This window comes from Cellulophaga tyrosinoxydans, assembly GCF_900176415.1.
In the GTDB taxonomy this organism is placed as follows: domain Bacteria; phylum Bacteroidota; class Bacteroidia; order Flavobacteriales; family Flavobacteriaceae; genus Cellulophaga; species Cellulophaga tyrosinoxydans.
This window is the reverse complement of record NZ_FWXO01000003.1, coordinates 147,623-162,354: the sequence shown is the minus strand read 5'-3', so window position 1 is coordinate 162,354 and position 14,732 is coordinate 147,623. Positions and strand designations below refer to the sequence as shown.

Here is a 14,732-nt window from a genome sequence, read left to right as displayed (position 1 = left end):
TTTTTAGTAATATTGAAAGCGTTCTGTCGAAAGATAGAACGCTTTTTTGGTTTTTAGTCATTATAAACTAGCATTAGTTTATTTAAAGAATATGTCGTGTAGATATCTCCCAGGCATAAGAGTAAAGCCACCTGCAATAATTAAAGCACCAAAATATAGCAGAATCATTTTTCTTTTGTGTGACTTGATATTACCTTTTTTTATGGCAATTATTGCTGTTGGTACAGTGTAAATTGTTAATAGACTAAATAAATGTATCCAACCAAAATGATGCAAAAACTGTCTCCCCACATGTGCTGGTAAGAAGAGACTAATGAAGGCAGTAAAAAACATTAGTGCTAAATACACTTTTCCAATCATGCGATGTTTATTAGTGCCTTTTTGAAACAGTAATAAGTAAGCGCCGATAATCAAACACGGGGTAACAGTTGCTAAATGCATTAACATGAGTATTTTGTAGCTAGTCATTTTTTAATTAGTTTGTTTCAACTAATGTATGTCTAAATCTAAATGGAGAAATTTTTGATTTGCTCAAATGTAGAAATGCACTACTGAACTGTTTAATTTGATTTTCTTATTCGTGGCTTTAAAAGTAAAAATCCAGTTATAAAGCATCCATACATGGTATAAAAGACAGCTTCATGAAAAGGTCTTAGCTGATAATATAATGCTTCATTTTCTTTTGTGATATAACTGTACACAATATTTATTGGAAAATACACCAATTGAAAAATTATTATTCCTAGACTTATCCAAAATAATAGACGTCTAAACAACTCCGGATTTGATTTATTTTCAAAAATAAAAAACACAGCACAAAATATTAAAAGCAAACTGCCAAAGGTGTCAGAAAATAATTGCCTCTCGTTAATTATACTCCTAAATGAAGCATTTAAGAGAGCGATGATTAGGTAAGTAATAAAACCATAGGCAATGCTGCGCTTTACCTTTTCACTGTTAATATTCTGCCAGAAGACATAATAGAAATATCCAAGGTAAATAAAATGGTAAATATAGTATATGATATAATTGTAATTTGAGTATAAACCCGTTATAAAAGGATTCATTTTAGGGTCTAATCGTATGATAAGACCTAATATTTCGGTTAGTAATACATACATTAATAAAATAGGAAAGTATTTTAATGATGTGTCGAAATACTTTTTGTAGGTGTATAAAGAAACCAAAATTGTTGCTAAATAGAGTAAAATGGAAGTGTCGAGAAAAATGGATTTAAGCAAACTTGGTAATCTTTAATTAGTGGTACAAAACCTAAATATAATTATATCACTGCTAATTTAAGCTTTTAGTTTCCCTTTCATTCTTAGTAGTCCATAAATAAAGCAACCATAGGTTACAAAGACAAGTGCTAAATGAATTTTTGGTAATATATAATTCATTTTAACAGTTTCAATTGTGGAATAGGAATATAGAATATTTATTGGGATAAATCCTATGTGAAATACTAATAAGCCTACGCTTATCCAGAATAATACATTTTTAGTAAAAAACGGAGTGTTTTTATTTTCTTTCAAGAATAATATAATACTGATTACAAGAATAATTACGCCAATGTTATAAGAATATAACTGAGGATCGATAATTATATTAGTTGCTAGCGCATTTACAATAAAAGCTAAGATATAGGCTATGCTGCCAAAAAGTATAAATTGTTTGTTTTTTTTATGGGTGCAATAATGCCAAAATAAATAGAAAAAATACCCAAAAAACATAAGATCATAAACAATGAAAATTATGAAATTATATCTCGCATATAAATCATTAAAAAACGGATTTTTGTTCGGGTCTATATTAATAATTAAGCCCAACAATTCGGTAAGAAATATGTACATTAAAAGAACTGGTAAATATTTTAATTTAGAATCAAAATATTTACCATATCTCAAAATTGAAATTACTAAGGTTGCAAAATAAATTTGCAAAGGAGGATAAAGTAGTATTTCTTTTAACAAAACATATTATTTATTCAAATCAATTAAAATCTGGCCTGTAGGGTGGTGGCCCCATGGTTGTTTTATTCATAATTAAACTCTCATCATCACTATATGCGTTTAAATTGAAATTTGGCACTATTGAAGCGTAAGATTTATTGGATGTATTAGAACTACCAATTTTGTTATCCATAATGCCAGGGTAATCACGAATTAACGCGGCCTCTTTTTTGCCATCACCTAAATTTTTAATGTAAAAAGCATAGTTTATAGAATCCTTTTTAATAGTTGGTACTATAAAAAAAGAATTCTGCCGAGGGTGTTCAATTTTTTCCCTGTCTGGAAATTCTTTCTTATCAGGATACGTAGAAAAATAAAACCGCAAAGTTTCTACTTTAACTCCTGCTTCTTTTGCTTCTTGTTCAACATAAGCAATGTAATTTTTCATATCCTCTATAGAATAATCGCCAAATCTTGAAGCAATAAATCTTGACCCATCTTCTAATGGAGCTTCAGTGTTTTCAATTAATTCAGCCCTTTTCTTGGTGTAATTATCGTAAACACTTTTTGCTTCGTTTATTAAAATGATTTGTTTAGGAGGTTTTACTTTAACTGGCTCTAAAGGTTCTGGAGATTTTTTTTGGTCATTGCAGCTTATAAAAATGGTGCTTGATAATGCAATAACTCCAAAAATAATTTTGATTTTCATGATATTGTAATTTTTTAAGATTAAAAACTAAATAACTATTACTCTAAATATTTTTGGGGAACTTGAATGTACTGTTGTGTAAATATATCTGAAAAAAATGAATAAATTAAATTATCAACAGGCTTTTGACTTTTTCTCAATCTGGTTGATTATAATAATATTTAGTAAAGTCTGGGTGCTAAAAAACCCAATGATAAAATCATTGGGTTTTGATATGTTAACCTAAAGAGGTGCTTATTGACTCATGGTCATTAAAAACTCTTCGTTATTTTTAGTTTGCTTAATGCGCTGCTCAATAAACTCCATTGCTTCAACAGGATTCATATCTGCTAAATATTTACGCATAATCCACATACGTTGTATCGTTGCTTCGTCAAGTAAAAGATCATCTCTACGGGTGCTTGATGAAGTAAGGTCAATTGCAGGGAAAATTCTTCTATTAGATATTTTACGATCCAATTGTAGTTCCATGTTACCAGTACCTTTGAACTCTTCAAAAATAACTTCGTCCATTTTAGATCCAGTCTCTGTTAACGCTGTCGCTATAATAGATAATGATCCGCCACCTTCAATGTTACGAGCTGCACCAAAGAAACGTTTTGGTTTGTGTAATGCATTTGCATCAACACCACCACTTAATACTTTTCCAGAGGCTGGTTGTACAGTGTTATAAGCTCTTGCTAAACGTGTGATTGAATCTAAAAGAATTACTACATCGTGTCCACATTCAACTAAACGCTTTGCTTTTTCTAATACAATATTTGCAACGCGTACGTGTTCTGTAGCTTCTTTATCGAAAGTTGAAGCTACAACCTCGCCACGAACATTCCGTTGCATATCGGTTACCTCTTCAGGTCTTTCGTCAATAAGTAATATAATTTGATAAACTTCTGGGTGATTGGCCGCAATACCATTTGCAATATCTTTCAAAAGCATGGTTTTACCAGTTTTAGGCTGCGCAACAATCATACCTCTTTGCCCTTTACCAATTGGAGAGAACAAATCAATAATACGAGTTGATATAGAACTCTGACGATCAGATAAATTAAATTTTTCCTGAGGGAATAACGGTGTTAAATGCTCAAAAGCAACTCTATCACGAACTACTTGAGGGTCTAAGCCATTAATTTTATTTACTTTAATAAGTGGAAAGTATTTTTCGCCTTCTTTTGGAGGGCGTACATTTCCTAACACAGTATCACCAGTTTTTAAACCAAACAATCTAATTTGAGATTGAGAAACATAAATATCATCTGGTGAAGACAAATAGTTATAATCAGATGAGCGTAAAAAACCATAACCATCTTGCATGATATCCAGTACGCCTTCACTAGCTATTATGCTATCAAACTCGTATTCTGGTTCTTTATATCTGTTTTTTAAATCCTTATCAAAGTTGTTATTTTTCTCCTGTTTCTGACGCGGATTAGGCTTATTTTGATTAGGATTGTTATTACTCTGATTTTGATTTGGGTTATTTTGATTGCTATGTACAGGAGTTTTCTTTTGAAAATCCTTTTTAGCATGCTTTTGATTCGGGTTTTTTGGGTGAGGAGTAGGGGTATTTTTTGTATTCTCCACTGTTTTTGCCTCCTCAGAATTCTGAGTACTCTCTTTGGCAACTGCAGGTCTAGGATTTGGCTTATTTACTTTGGGTTCGTTGGATTTTTCTGTTTTTCCATCGGACTTGTTCGTATTAGAAGCAATTCTAGGTTTTTTAGGTCTTGGTGCGCGTTCGCTAGTTGGTTCTTTGGTTTCTGGCGCAGTTTTCTTAATCGCCTCTTGAACAACTTTTGGGTTGGCAGCCTGAACATCTAAAATTTGATAAACAAGGTCAAGTTTTTTTAAGGTTTTGTACTTTGGAACCTTTAGGCCATCAGCAATTTCCTGAAGCTCAGGAAGCTTTTTTGATTTTAAATCTGAAATCTCAAACATTAATTGTTGTATAAATTATACGTCTCTAAAAAATTGAAGTGTATTTAAGTCTAGATATTTATTGGACTTGATATCCGAGTAAATGGTAAGTAATCTACTATTACACGACAATATTACAAATTATTTTCAATATTTCATTGATATTTCTTAAAAAGACAGTTATTTTGCAGCTAGAATTAAGTTTTTAACGAATGATTCAGAGAATACAGTCTATATATTTGCTTGTGGTTATACTATTAACCGCTGTTTTACCGTTTTGGGTTAACCTATGGTCAGATGAAAATGGTAAGGAAATATTTGCTCAGCATGATATTTTAATATCGGGAGCATTTTTTATTTCTGCAGTATTAGCATTTATAGCGATATTCTTATACAAGAAAAGACAAAACCAATTTGTTGTGAACAGATTGAATATGATATTGAACCTTTTTTTACTAGGATTTTTCGTTTATCGATCACTAAATTTATCTGGAGAAATTTCGGTTTCTGAGAAGGGTATTGGGATGCTGATTCCTATTTTTTCTATCGTTTTTTTAGTCTTGGCCAACAAGGCAATTAGAAAGGATGAGGATCTTGTAAAATCTGCTGATCGCTTACGTTAAGCCTAACATCTTAGTAGTATTAGTGCGTCAAACCCGGGGTAGTGCCCGGGTTTTTTATTTAACCTCTTTTGCCAAGTTCTATTATTTCTAAATCTTTTATGTTTTCATCATCAATTACAAACTGTAACATGGTGCGTGCTTGATGAAAACCATGTGTTCCACAAGCACCAGGATTCATGTGTAATAAATTTAGTTTTTTATCCCACATTACTTTTAAAATATGTGAGTGTCCACTTATGAATAGTTTTGGTGGATTGTGTTTGATTTCTTCCCTAATTCTAGTATTGTATTTGTTGGGGTATCCGCCAATATGTGTGATCCATACCGCTACTTTTTCACACATAAACCTGTAATCTAAAGGAAATTCTAACTGCGCTTTATGATCATCTATATTACCGTAAACAGCTTTCAAAGGTTTTATTTTTTTAAGTGTATCAGTAACTTCTAAAGATCCTATATCACCTGCATGCCATATTTCATCGGCTTTTTTCGCATATTTTAAAATAGTGTCATCCAAATGGCTATGCGTGTCAGAAAGTAAAAGTATTCGAGTCATTTAATAGTGTTTGTTAAAAAGTCAATTAAAAAAGCAATTTGTAATTTTATAATTGGAGTGAAAATGTAAAACATCAGAAAAAGTTATATCGCTTTTCTTTAGTACTTTTGTCGCTAACAAAAATAACATATTCGATTGAGATATTTTATCTGTTTTTCTTACTTCGGTAAGCATTATCACGGTTGGCAAAAACAACCAAATGCGATTACTGTACAAGAGGTATTAGAAGATGCGTTATCAAAAATTTTAGGTAAGACTATAGATGTTATGGGTGCTGGTAGAACAGATGCAGGCGTGCATGCAAAACAAATGTATGCACATTTTGATTTTACCGAAATTGAAGATACCCATAATTTAGTTTTTAGACTGAATGCCTTTTTGCCTAAAGATATTGCGGTAGAGAATGTTTTTCAAGTTGCAGATGAAGCACATGCTAGGTTCGATGCTGTTTCTAGAACATATGAATATTGGATAGTACAGAAAAAAAATCCATTTTATGCCCAACAGGCTTATTTAGTTAAATATCCGTTAGCTATTGATAAAATGAATGAGGCAGCAAAATTGCTGTTAGACTGTAAAGATTTTGAATGTTTTTCTAAAAGCAATACAGATGTAAACACGTTTTTATGCGATATTAAAGAGGCGCATTGGGAATATGTTAATGATGTGCTGGTATTTAAAATTACCGCTGATAGGTTTTTAAGAAATATGGTTCGTGCTATAGTAGGTACGCTTCTTGAAGTAGGATTAGGTAAAATGGATTTAGGCACTGTTAAAGCTATATTAAAAAGTAAGGATAGGCGTAATGCAGGTGCTTCGGCACCAGCAAAAGGCTTATATTTGACAAAGGTTTTGTACCCACAAAATATTGTAAAAACACATGGATAAAACATCAGGAAAAGCTTTTGATATTGCATTATTTAAGCGTTTGGTAGATTATACCAAACCTTATCGTATTACATTTTACGGTGTTGCCATTGCTGCAATATTATTATCAGGTTTTGCGGTAATGACAGCTATTATTGTTGGTAATATTGTAGATGAAGCTATTACTTTAAAAGATGCGAATAAGCTATTGAATTTAACCATTGCAATGATATTAGTGCTTTTGGGGCAAGTTATAAGTCAACTTGGGTTTAATTATTATGCCAACTGGTTGGGAGAATCGGTAATAAAAGATATAAGAATTGCATTGTTTTCTAAAATGCTGGGTTTTAAAATGAAGTATTTTGATACCTCTTCAATTGGTGTTTTAGTGACCAGAGCAGTTGCTGATATGCAACGTATTGGCGAAATTTTTAGTCAAGGTTTTTTTGTGATCGTCGCCGATTTGTTGAAAATGGTTGTTGTTGCAGGAGTAATGCTTTATCAGAGTTGGCGATTAGCTCTTTTAGTTTTTATACTAATGCCTATTATTGCCTATGCTACTCGATTATTTCAAAAGGCAATGAAAGTTGCTTTTACCGAAGTAAGGGCAGAAGTGTCTAATCTTAATTCCTTTGTTCAGGAGCGTATCACTGGAATGAAAATTGTACAATTATTTAATCGCGAAGAAATAGAGAAGGAAAAATTTCGCAAAATCAACGAAAAACATCAAAATGCTTGGTTAAAAACGGTTTGGTATAACTCTATATTTTTTCCAATTGCAGAGATAGTATCCTCAATCGCTATAGGGTTAATTGTTTGGTATGGCGGCTTGTTGAATATTGCCAATGTTGGTCCAAACGAATACGGATCTATTTTCGCATTTATATTACTGTCTGATATGCTTTTTAGACCCTTACGTCAAATAGCAGATAAATTCAATACATTGCAAATGGGTATGGTTGCTGCTAATCGAGTTTTTAAAATTTTAGATACCGAAAGTCAGATTGAAGATTCAGGTACCATTGAAAACGTAGATGTAAAAGGTGCCATTGAATTTTCTAACGTTAGATTCGGTTATTTAGAAAATGAGGAAGTGCTTCATGGTATTTCTTTTAAAGTAAATGTGGGTGAAACTGTCGCCATTGTTGGCGCAACTGGAGCAGGAAAATCTACAATAATAAATTTATTAAATAGATTCTATGAAATTAATTCTGGTGTAATTAGTGTTGATGGAATTGATGTTAAAGATTTTAAGTTAAGCGCATTGCGATCCAAAATTGCAGTGGTTTTACAAGATGTATTCTTATTTGCTGATACGATTGCAAATAATATTTCATTGAAAGATGAAAATGTAACTATAGCACAAATTGAAGCTGCTGCCAAGCAAATAGGGGTTCATGAATTTATTACTAGTCTCCCTAATGGGTACGATTATAATGTTAAAGAGCGCGGAACTATGCTGTCTAGTGGTCAAAGACAGTTAATAGCATTCTTGAGGGCATATGTAAGTAACCCAAGTATTTTGGTTTTAGATGAAGCAACATCTTCTGTAGATACCTATTCAGAACAATTAATACAGAAAGCCACCGATAAAATTACAGAAGGGAGAACATCAATAATAATTGCTCACCGTTTAGCAACCATTAAAAAGGCTGATAAAATTATTGTAATGGATGCAGGTAAAATAGTTGAGATCGGTACCCACAAACAGTTGCTTAAAAATGGTGGTTATTATAGCAGTTTATATGAAGCTCAGTTTTCTGCTGAGGAGGTAGCTTAGTACATAAGCATTGCCTGTGCTTCTTTTAAGTGTTTAAATGTATCCGTAAAAAATGCTAAGTATATTCCTGTTAAGATCATTATTATAAAGAATAGGATTCCAAATATTAAAACAAAAAGTAGTAGTTTTAAGATAAGTTGTTTCCAGTTTAATTTAAAAACTTTTTTATATACATAAGAGAAGTATAGTAATAAAGTAAATGAATTGATCATTGCAATATAATAGAATAACTGACTATTCCATACGCTTAGTATGTATAAACTATTTACAGTAATCGACATGTGTGCGTATGCGTAAATGTTGATTACAAAGTGTTCGCTTAAATTAAACTGTTTCTTATTGTAAAAGACTATTCTAGAGATCAAGGACAAAAATGGAAGCATAGCAATATAAAATATGCTTTGATACTCCATCGAGAGATTTTGAAATTGTTTGCCAAATTCCATTCCAAATTTTTGTGAAGGATCTGAGTTATTTATGGTCATTTGTTCAAACTGATAATTCATTGCATCTGGAAAGAATTTTTGAATTATAAAGTATAATATTCCTCCTAAAAAAACAGCAATAGTAAAATAGGAAACGGGATTCATATACTTTTTCCGAACGCCATTTATATAGCCTCCAATAACAGCTTCGGGCTTCGTGAATAAGTGTTTAAAAGTTAAGAGAAAAGTATTGTCTAGATTAAAAAAACGCTCTGTAAAATCATACCAAAGATTTTTTATGGTAATACGGTTTCTTATTACTTTGGCGCCACAATTAGAACAATAGGAATAATCAGTGCGCAAAGCAAGATTGCAATTTTTACATTCCATGGTTAGTGGTAGTTTAGTTGGTTGGTTTATAAAAGGTCTTCTTTTATAATATTAGATAACTCTATCATGTCTTTATAGAGAACAAATTCACCGTTTTTAATATAGGTTATTGTTCCTGTTTCTTCACTTACAACTAGCGCTAATGCATCAGTTTTTTCAGTAATTCCTACGGCTGCTCTATGTCTTAAGCCAAATCGTAATGGAATTGTTCTTTCATTAGAAACCGGCAATATAACTCTTGTTGCCACAATATAGTTGTTTTCTATTATTGCAGCACCATCATGCAATGGGCTATTTTTATAAAAAATACTTTCAATAATGGGTTGCGTAATTTCAATATGCATTTTATCGCCAGTAGATTTTACAAAATCCAAAGAGTTGTTTCTTTTGATAATTAAAATAGCGCCTGTTTTTGATGCGCTCATTCTTTCACAGGCACTTAATATGGAATTAATGTCTGTGCCAATAGCGGATGCCTCTTGCTTTAAAAATTTAAAATGTTTTATAAAGCTTTTTTTATTCGAAAAATTGGTGGAACCAATCATTAATAGAAATTTTCGAATTTCTTGTTGGAATACAATTATTAATGCAATTAATCCAACCTGCATAAAACCACCAAGAATACTACTAATCATTCTCATGTCTAGTAGTTCTGTAAGTTTCCAAAACCCCCAGACAATTACAATACCAATAAATATATTGATGGCAACCGTTCCTCTAACCAGTTTGTACACATAATATAATAATATCGCGACAAGTAGAATGTCGATTATGTCAGGTATCTTAAAATCTAGAAAATTTAAAAAATCCAAGTGTAAGGTTTTTGTAAAATTAGGAAAAATAGATGAACTAGAACTATGTATTTACAGTCTTTAATTGCTGAATAAGTTTTACACATTCTACCGCTTCTTTTACATCATGCACCCTTAGTATGTTTGCTCCTTTTAATAATGCAACGGTATTTAAGACTGTTGTACCATTTAAGGCGTTTTTCGCATCGGTTTCTAAAATTTTGTAAATCATAGATTTTCTACTTACCCCAACCAATAATGGCTTATTGGTGTTTTTTAATATATTTAGATTTTCCATTAGTTCATAATTTTGAGCTGTGGTTTTAGAAAAACCAAATCCAGGGTCGAGTATAATGTCTATTATTTTTTTACTTCGGGCAGCTTCAATTTTTTCAGAAAAATAGTTAATCACTTCAGTAAGTAAATTGTTGTAATGGGAATTTTGCTGCATATTTTGCGGTGTACCTTTCATATGCATCATAATATAGGGCACCTTATGTTTTGCAATGGTCTCCATCATATTAACATCAAGATTACCAGCTGATATATCATTTATAAGAGCCGCTCCAAATTCAATACATTCTTCAGCAACTTTACTTCTAAAGGTGTCAATAGATAGTAATATTTCAGGGAATTCTTTTTGTAATAAAGCTACAATTGGTGTCATTCTCCTTAATTCTTCAGTTTCAGAAACGTGTTCAGCACCTGGGCGAGAACTGTAAGCACCAATATCTATAAAAGTCGCACCTTGAGAAATCATTTGCGTTACTTGAGTAATAATCTCTTTTTGGTTTTTATATTTGCCACCATCATAAAAGGAGTCGGGCGTTAGGTTTAGTACTCCCATTATTTTAGGAGTGTTTAAATCTATCAGATTTCCTTTGCAGTTTATGGTCATTTTTATGCTAATTAGTTAAGATTTTAGTTAACCGACCAAGTTTAAAGCGCTATTCTTGAACAATTAAAAATTTTGAACGAAATTTACACAAATTACAAATAATACATGCAGAAAACATCAGAACAATACGATGCAGTAGTCAAAATATGTAGAGATTTATTTTCTAAAAAAATGAAGGACTATGGTAGTGCATGGCGAATTTTACGATTACCTTCGTTAACAGATCAAATATTTATTAAAGCGCAACGTATACGAAGTCTACAGGAAAATGCGGTTCGTAAAGTAGATGAAGGCGAACAATCAGAGTTTATTGGAATTATCAATTATTCCATTATGGCATTAATCCAGATTGAAAAAGGTATCGCGGATCAACCAGATATGAATACAGAAGAGGCAGTAGCACTTTTTGATAAACATGTGGCAATGACCAAATCTTTAATGGAGAATAAAAATCATGATTATGGCGAAGCTTGGCGTGATATGCGTGTAAGTTCATTAACAGATTTAATATTGCAAAAGCTCCTTAGAGTTAAGCAAATAGAGGACAACAAAGGTAAAACACTAGTGAGTGAAGGTATCGATGCTAATTATCAAGACATGGTAAATTATGCCATATTTGCAATGATACATTTAACATCAAATTCTAAATAATTAAATGAAGTATTTAGTAGGTATAAGCAGAATATTTGTTGGAATATTATTTATAATAAGTGGTTTTATTAAGCTTAACGATCCTGTCGGATTTTCATTTAAACTAGAAGAATATTTTAGTTATGGCGTATTAAACCTTCCGCTGTTTGAACCACATGCTTTAAAAATTGCTATTGTTGTAGTTATTTTTGAGGTTTTATTGGGTGTGCTTTTAATTCTAGGGTTTAAAGTAAGGTTTACAGTTTGGAGTTTATTGCTAATGATTATTGGTTTTACTTTTTTAACCTTTTATTCGGCTTATTTTAATAAAGTTACCGACTGTGGTTGCTTTGGCGATGCTTTGAAATTAACTCCTTGGCAATCTTTTTACAAAGACATTTTTTTACTTTTCTTAATTGTATTCTTATTTGTGGGTATAAAATATATAAAACCACTTTTTGGATCCGGATTTAATAGAATCATTACTGGGCTTTCAATTTTCGGCTGTATTGCTTTTGTGTATTATGTATTAAATCATTTACCAGCTATAGATTTTAGACCCTATAAAATTGGCGCAAACATAGAAGAAGGTATGTCTGTGCCAGATGATGCTCCTAAAGCTATTTTTGATTATGCTTGGAAATTTAAAGTAAATGGGGAAGAAAAAGTTATAGTCACTAGAGGAGATTATCCAACTGTTGATGGCGATTTTATTGATGTAGAAACAACCGAAGTTCAAGCAGGATACGAACCTCCAATTCATGATTTTACAATTGAAAAAGATGGAGACGATTACACAAGTCAGTTTTTGCAAGAACCAAAACTTGTTATGGTCATTGCTTACGATTTAGGTAAAAGTAATTACGAGGCATTTAATGAAGTAAAAACAGTAACCGACGATGCTATAAAAAAAGGGTATAAAGTAATAGGTATGTCTGCTTCTGGTGAGGACTTTACATTAAAATTGATAAAAGAATATAAATTGAATTTCGACTTTTATTTTACCGATCAAACAACCTTAAAAACTATTGTAAGATCTAATCCAGGTGTTCTGGTGCTTGAAAAAGGAACTATTATACAAAAGGTACATTACAACGATTTAGATGAAATTCAATTACAATAAGTCACACAAAAAATAAAAAACTAACAGTTAAAAATAATTATAATGAGAAGTAAGATAGTTGCAGGAAACTGGAAAATGAATAAAAATAATGCTGAAACCGAGGTTTTGTTGGCTGAACTTTCTGCTAAATTACCAGATACCAATGCAGAAGTAATGGTTGCACCTACATTTGTTAATCTTGCAGCAGCGGTACAAAATCTTGATTCTTCAAAAATTGAAGTAATTGCTCAAAATATGCATTTTGCAGAAAATGGAGCATATACAGGTGAAATTTCTGCGGATATGTTGCTTAATATTGGTATAGATACAGTTATTATAGGGCACTCAGAAAGAAGAGCTTATTTTGGCGAAACTGATGAAATTTTAGCTAAAAAGGTTCAGGCGGCCTTGGCTAAAAATATGCGTGTAATGTTTTGTTTTGGCGAGGAATTGCAAGATCGTAAATCCGATAATCATTTTAAAGTTGTAGAAAGTCAGCTTAAAAACGCATTATTTTCAGTAGATGCTAGTGCATGGAAAAACATCATTTTGGCATATGAGCCGGTTTGGGCTATTGGTACAGGTGAGACTGCTTCTCCGGAACAAGCGCAAGAAATGCATGCTTTTATACGACAAACAATAACTAAAGCTTACGATACTGCTATTGCTAATAATGTATCTATACTTTATGGTGGGAGTGTAAAGCCGAATAATGCAGTAGAAATTTTCTCTAAGCCAGATGTAGATGGTGGTCTTATAGGAGGAGCATCATTGGTTGCAGATGACTTTATTGCTATTGTAAAAGCAATTTAAGAAAACAATAATTTATAAAATATATGGGCATTCTTTTTAGGAATGCCTTTTTTAGATTTAAAAAGTTATGGAAAAAGACAATAGCTATATCGAGTACAACTTTAAAATTAGTCCGTTACAACCAGCTTCTGATATTTTAATAGCGGAACTTGGGGAGGTGCTTTTTGAAAGTTTTGTTGAGACTGAAGATGGCGTTTTAGCTTATATTAAAAAAGATGATTGGTCTGATGATATTCTGAATGCTATTGAAATTCTTTCAAACCCTAACTTCGAAATTGATTACGACTATAAAGAAATTGAACAGGAGAACTGGAATGCCACTTGGGAGCAAAATTTTAGCCCTATTGAGGTGGATAACAAATGTGCTGTTAGAGCTCCTTTTCATGAAAAGACTAATGTAGAATTTGATATTGTTATAGAGCCAAAAATGAGTTTTGGCACAGGACATCACGAAACCACACATATGATGCTGCAACACATTTTGAATCATGATTTTGAAGGAAAATCAGTTTTAGATATGGGAAGTGGTACTGGTGTTTTAGCTATTTTGGCGGCTATGAAGGGCGCTTCGGTTATAGATGCTATAGATATTGATAATTGGTGTTATTTAAATGCCAAAGAGAATGTAGAACGTAATAACTGCGAGCATATAACTGTATTGGAAGGCGATGCAAGTTTATTAGCGGGAAAAAAATACCAAGTAATTATTGCAAATATTAACCGTAACATTTTACTAGAAGATATCCCAAAATATGTTGAATGTTTAACTAATGATGGTGTTTTATTTTTAAGTGGTTTCTATACTGAAGACATAGAAATAATTACTGCTAAATGCCAAGAATTTAAACTTAAGTATGTTTCTAATTTAGAACGAAACAATTGGGTAGCAGTTAAATACACTAAGTAAATAATTATAAAATTGTATTTTTTTGATTTTAAAGAATTTGTATATTAGTATAAAATTAGGTCTATGAGCACTAAAGAAAAGATCTTAGAAGATTTACTTTTAGAAGAAGAAACGCAAAAACAAAACGAGATTGTCCTGTTTAATGATGACGTAAATACTTTTGATTTTGTTATCGAAACCTTGATAGGTGTTTGTGATCATACGCCAGAACAGGCAGAACAATGTTCTATTATTGTTCATCATAATGGTAAGTGTACAGTAAAAACTGGTGATTATGATGATTTAAAACCGCGTTGCACCAAATTATTGCAGGCAGGTCTTAGTGCTGAGATTGTTTAGATTGCTAGATAGCTATTCATTATCTTTAAGGTCATG

General features: G+C 31.8%; 17 protein-coding genes. 8 read left to right on the top strand and 9 right to left on the bottom strand.

The features are described from left to right. Nucleotides 1-78: 78 nt before the first annotated feature. The 5 genes from B8963_RS10270 to rho form a co-directional block, all read right to left on the bottom strand. On the bottom strand, nucleotides 79-468 hold the full coding sequence (locus B8963_RS10270) for a DUF2306 domain-containing protein (protein WP_200810831.1): 390 nt from the start codon (nucleotides 466-468) through the stop codon (nucleotides 79-81). A 92-nt stretch (nucleotides 469-560) separates the two neighbouring features. Continuing rightward, the gene (locus B8963_RS10265; protein ID WP_084061435.1) at nucleotides 561-1,241 is read right to left on the bottom strand and encodes a hypothetical protein; all 681 of its coding nucleotides are present in this window, start codon (nucleotides 1,239-1,241) and stop codon (nucleotides 561-563) included. A 57-nt stretch (nucleotides 1,242-1,298) separates the two neighbouring features. Next, nucleotides 1,299-1,853, bottom strand: a complete 555-nt coding sequence (locus B8963_RS10260; RefSeq protein WP_143312513.1) for a hypothetical protein — start codon at nucleotides 1,851-1,853, stop codon at nucleotides 1,299-1,301. Nucleotides 1,854-1,992: 139 nt separating this feature from the next. Then, nucleotides 1,993-2,661, bottom strand: coding sequence for a hypothetical protein (locus B8963_RS10255; RefSeq protein ID WP_084061433.1), 669 nt, complete (start codon nucleotides 2,659-2,661; stop codon nucleotides 1,993-1,995). Between the two features lie 234 nt (nucleotides 2,662-2,895). After that, nucleotides 2,896-4,596 carry a transcription termination factor Rho gene (gene rho, locus B8963_RS10250; RefSeq protein WP_084061432.1) on the bottom strand — a complete coding sequence of 567 codons (1,701 nt, stop codon included), beginning with the start codon at nucleotides 4,594-4,596 and terminating at the stop codon, nucleotides 2,896-2,898. A 191-nt stretch (nucleotides 4,597-4,787) separates the two neighbouring features. Here rho and B8963_RS10245 point away from each other — a divergent pair, with 191 nt between their 5' ends. After that, complete coding sequence (locus tag B8963_RS10245; RefSeq protein WP_084061431.1) at nucleotides 4,788-5,198, top strand: DUF4293 domain-containing protein; 411 nt, start codon at nucleotides 4,788-4,790, stop codon at nucleotides 5,196-5,198. A 58-nt stretch (nucleotides 5,199-5,256) separates the two neighbouring features. On the opposite strand, the gene B8963_RS10240 is transcribed toward B8963_RS10245, so the two are convergent. Beyond that, the gene (locus B8963_RS10240) at nucleotides 5,257-5,754 is read right to left on the bottom strand and encodes a metallophosphoesterase family protein (protein ID WP_084061430.1); all 498 of its coding nucleotides are present in this window, start codon (nucleotides 5,752-5,754) and stop codon (nucleotides 5,257-5,259) included. Between the two features lie 135 nt (nucleotides 5,755-5,889). On the opposite strand from B8963_RS10240, the gene truA reads away from it, so the two are divergent. Beyond that, complete coding sequence (truA, locus tag B8963_RS10235) at nucleotides 5,890-6,642, top strand: tRNA pseudouridine(38-40) synthase TruA (protein ID WP_084061429.1); 753 nt, start codon at nucleotides 5,890-5,892, stop codon at nucleotides 6,640-6,642. Then, the gene (locus B8963_RS10230; protein WP_084061428.1) at nucleotides 6,635-8,401 is read left to right on the top strand and encodes an ABC transporter ATP-binding protein; all 1,767 of its coding nucleotides are present in this window, start codon (nucleotides 6,635-6,637) and stop codon (nucleotides 8,399-8,401) included. Before truA ends, B8963_RS10230 begins: the two co-directional genes overlap by 8 nt. Here the strand turns inward: B8963_RS10230 and B8963_RS10225 are convergent. Genes B8963_RS10225 through folP form a run of 3 tightly spaced genes read right to left on the bottom strand, consistent with a single transcriptional unit; the run spans nucleotide 8,398 to nucleotide 10,905 of the window. Then, on the bottom strand, nucleotides 8,398-9,216 hold the full coding sequence (locus B8963_RS10225) for a DUF3667 domain-containing protein (RefSeq protein ID WP_084061427.1): 819 nt from the start codon (nucleotides 9,214-9,216) through the stop codon (nucleotides 8,398-8,400). The genes B8963_RS10230 and B8963_RS10225 overlap by 4 nt on opposite strands. A gap of 26 nt (nucleotides 9,217-9,242) precedes the next feature. Further along, nucleotides 9,243-10,028 (bottom strand): diadenylate cyclase, encoded by a 786-nt coding sequence (locus B8963_RS10220; RefSeq protein WP_084061426.1) that lies wholly within the window; start codon nucleotides 10,026-10,028, stop codon nucleotides 9,243-9,245. A gap of 43 nt (nucleotides 10,029-10,071) precedes the next feature. Continuing rightward, nucleotides 10,072-10,905, bottom strand: a complete 834-nt coding sequence (folP, locus tag B8963_RS10215) for a dihydropteroate synthase (RefSeq protein ID WP_084061425.1) — start codon at nucleotides 10,903-10,905, stop codon at nucleotides 10,072-10,074. A 105-nt stretch (nucleotides 10,906-11,010) separates the two neighbouring features. Here folP and B8963_RS10210 point away from each other — a divergent pair, with 105 nt between their 5' ends. From B8963_RS10210 to B8963_RS10190, 5 genes are all read left to right on the top strand, one after another. Beyond that, nucleotides 11,011-11,556: a DUF1599 domain-containing protein gene (locus tag B8963_RS10210; RefSeq protein WP_084061424.1), complete on the top strand. Its 546-nt coding sequence runs from the start codon at nucleotides 11,011-11,013 to the stop codon at nucleotides 11,554-11,556. Nucleotides 11,557-11,560: 4 nt separating this feature from the next. Next, the gene (locus B8963_RS10205; RefSeq protein WP_084061423.1) at nucleotides 11,561-12,658 is read left to right on the top strand and encodes a BT_3928 family protein; all 1,098 of its coding nucleotides are present in this window, start codon (nucleotides 11,561-11,563) and stop codon (nucleotides 12,656-12,658) included. Nucleotides 12,659-12,700: 42 nt separating this feature from the next. After that, nucleotides 12,701-13,450 (top strand): triose-phosphate isomerase, encoded by a 750-nt coding sequence (tpiA, locus tag B8963_RS10200; protein WP_084061422.1) that lies wholly within the window; start codon nucleotides 12,701-12,703, stop codon nucleotides 13,448-13,450. Nucleotides 13,451-13,517: 67 nt separating this feature from the next. Beyond that, nucleotides 13,518-14,357, top strand: coding sequence for a 50S ribosomal protein L11 methyltransferase (gene prmA, locus B8963_RS10195; RefSeq protein WP_084061421.1), 840 nt, complete (start codon nucleotides 13,518-13,520; stop codon nucleotides 14,355-14,357). A gap of 63 nt (nucleotides 14,358-14,420) precedes the next feature. Beyond that, nucleotides 14,421-14,696, top strand: a complete 276-nt coding sequence (locus tag B8963_RS10190) for an ATP-dependent Clp protease adaptor ClpS (protein WP_084061420.1) — start codon at nucleotides 14,421-14,423, stop codon at nucleotides 14,694-14,696. The last annotated feature ends 36 nt before the right edge of the window (nucleotides 14,697-14,732 follow it).

Coding starts and splice junctions, on each gene's coding strand:
- B8963_RS10255 (WP_084061433.1), bottom strand. CDS start 2,661: ATGAAAATCAAAATTATTTTTGGAGTTATTGCATTATCAAGCACCATT.
- B8963_RS10190 (WP_084061420.1), top strand. CDS start 14,421: ATGAGCACTAAAGAAAAGATCTTAGAAGATTTACTTTTAGAAGAAGAA.
- B8963_RS10225 (WP_084061427.1), bottom strand. CDS start 9,216: ATGGAATGTAAAAATTGCAATCTTGCTTTGCGCACTGATTATTCCTAT.
- B8963_RS10245 (WP_084061431.1), top strand. CDS start 4,788: ATGATTCAGAGAATACAGTCTATATATTTGCTTGTGGTTATACTATTA.
- folP (WP_084061425.1), bottom strand. CDS start 10,905: ATGACCATAAACTGCAAAGGAAATCTGATAGATTTAAACACTCCTAAA.
- B8963_RS10260 (WP_143312513.1), bottom strand. CDS start 1,853: ATGTACATATTTCTTACCGAATTGTTGGGCTTAATTATTAATATAGAC.
- rho (WP_084061432.1), bottom strand. CDS start 4,596: ATGTTTGAGATTTCAGATTTAAAATCAAAAAAGCTTCCTGAGCTTCAG.
- B8963_RS10240 (WP_084061430.1), bottom strand. CDS start 5,754: ATGACTCGAATACTTTTACTTTCTGACACGCATAGCCATTTGGATGAC.
- B8963_RS10270 (WP_200810831.1), bottom strand. CDS start 468: ATGACTAGCTACAAAATACTCATGTTAATGCATTTAGCAACTGTTACC.
- B8963_RS10205 (WP_084061423.1), top strand. CDS start 11,561: ATGAAGTATTTAGTAGGTATAAGCAGAATATTTGTTGGAATATTATTT.
- prmA (WP_084061421.1), top strand. CDS start 13,518: ATGGAAAAAGACAATAGCTATATCGAGTACAACTTTAAAATTAGTCCG.
- tpiA (WP_084061422.1), top strand. CDS start 12,701: ATGAGAAGTAAGATAGTTGCAGGAAACTGGAAAATGAATAAAAATAAT.
- B8963_RS10210 (WP_084061424.1), top strand. CDS start 11,011: ATGCAGAAAACATCAGAACAATACGATGCAGTAGTCAAAATATGTAGA.
- B8963_RS10230 (WP_084061428.1), top strand. CDS start 6,635: ATGGATAAAACATCAGGAAAAGCTTTTGATATTGCATTATTTAAGCGT.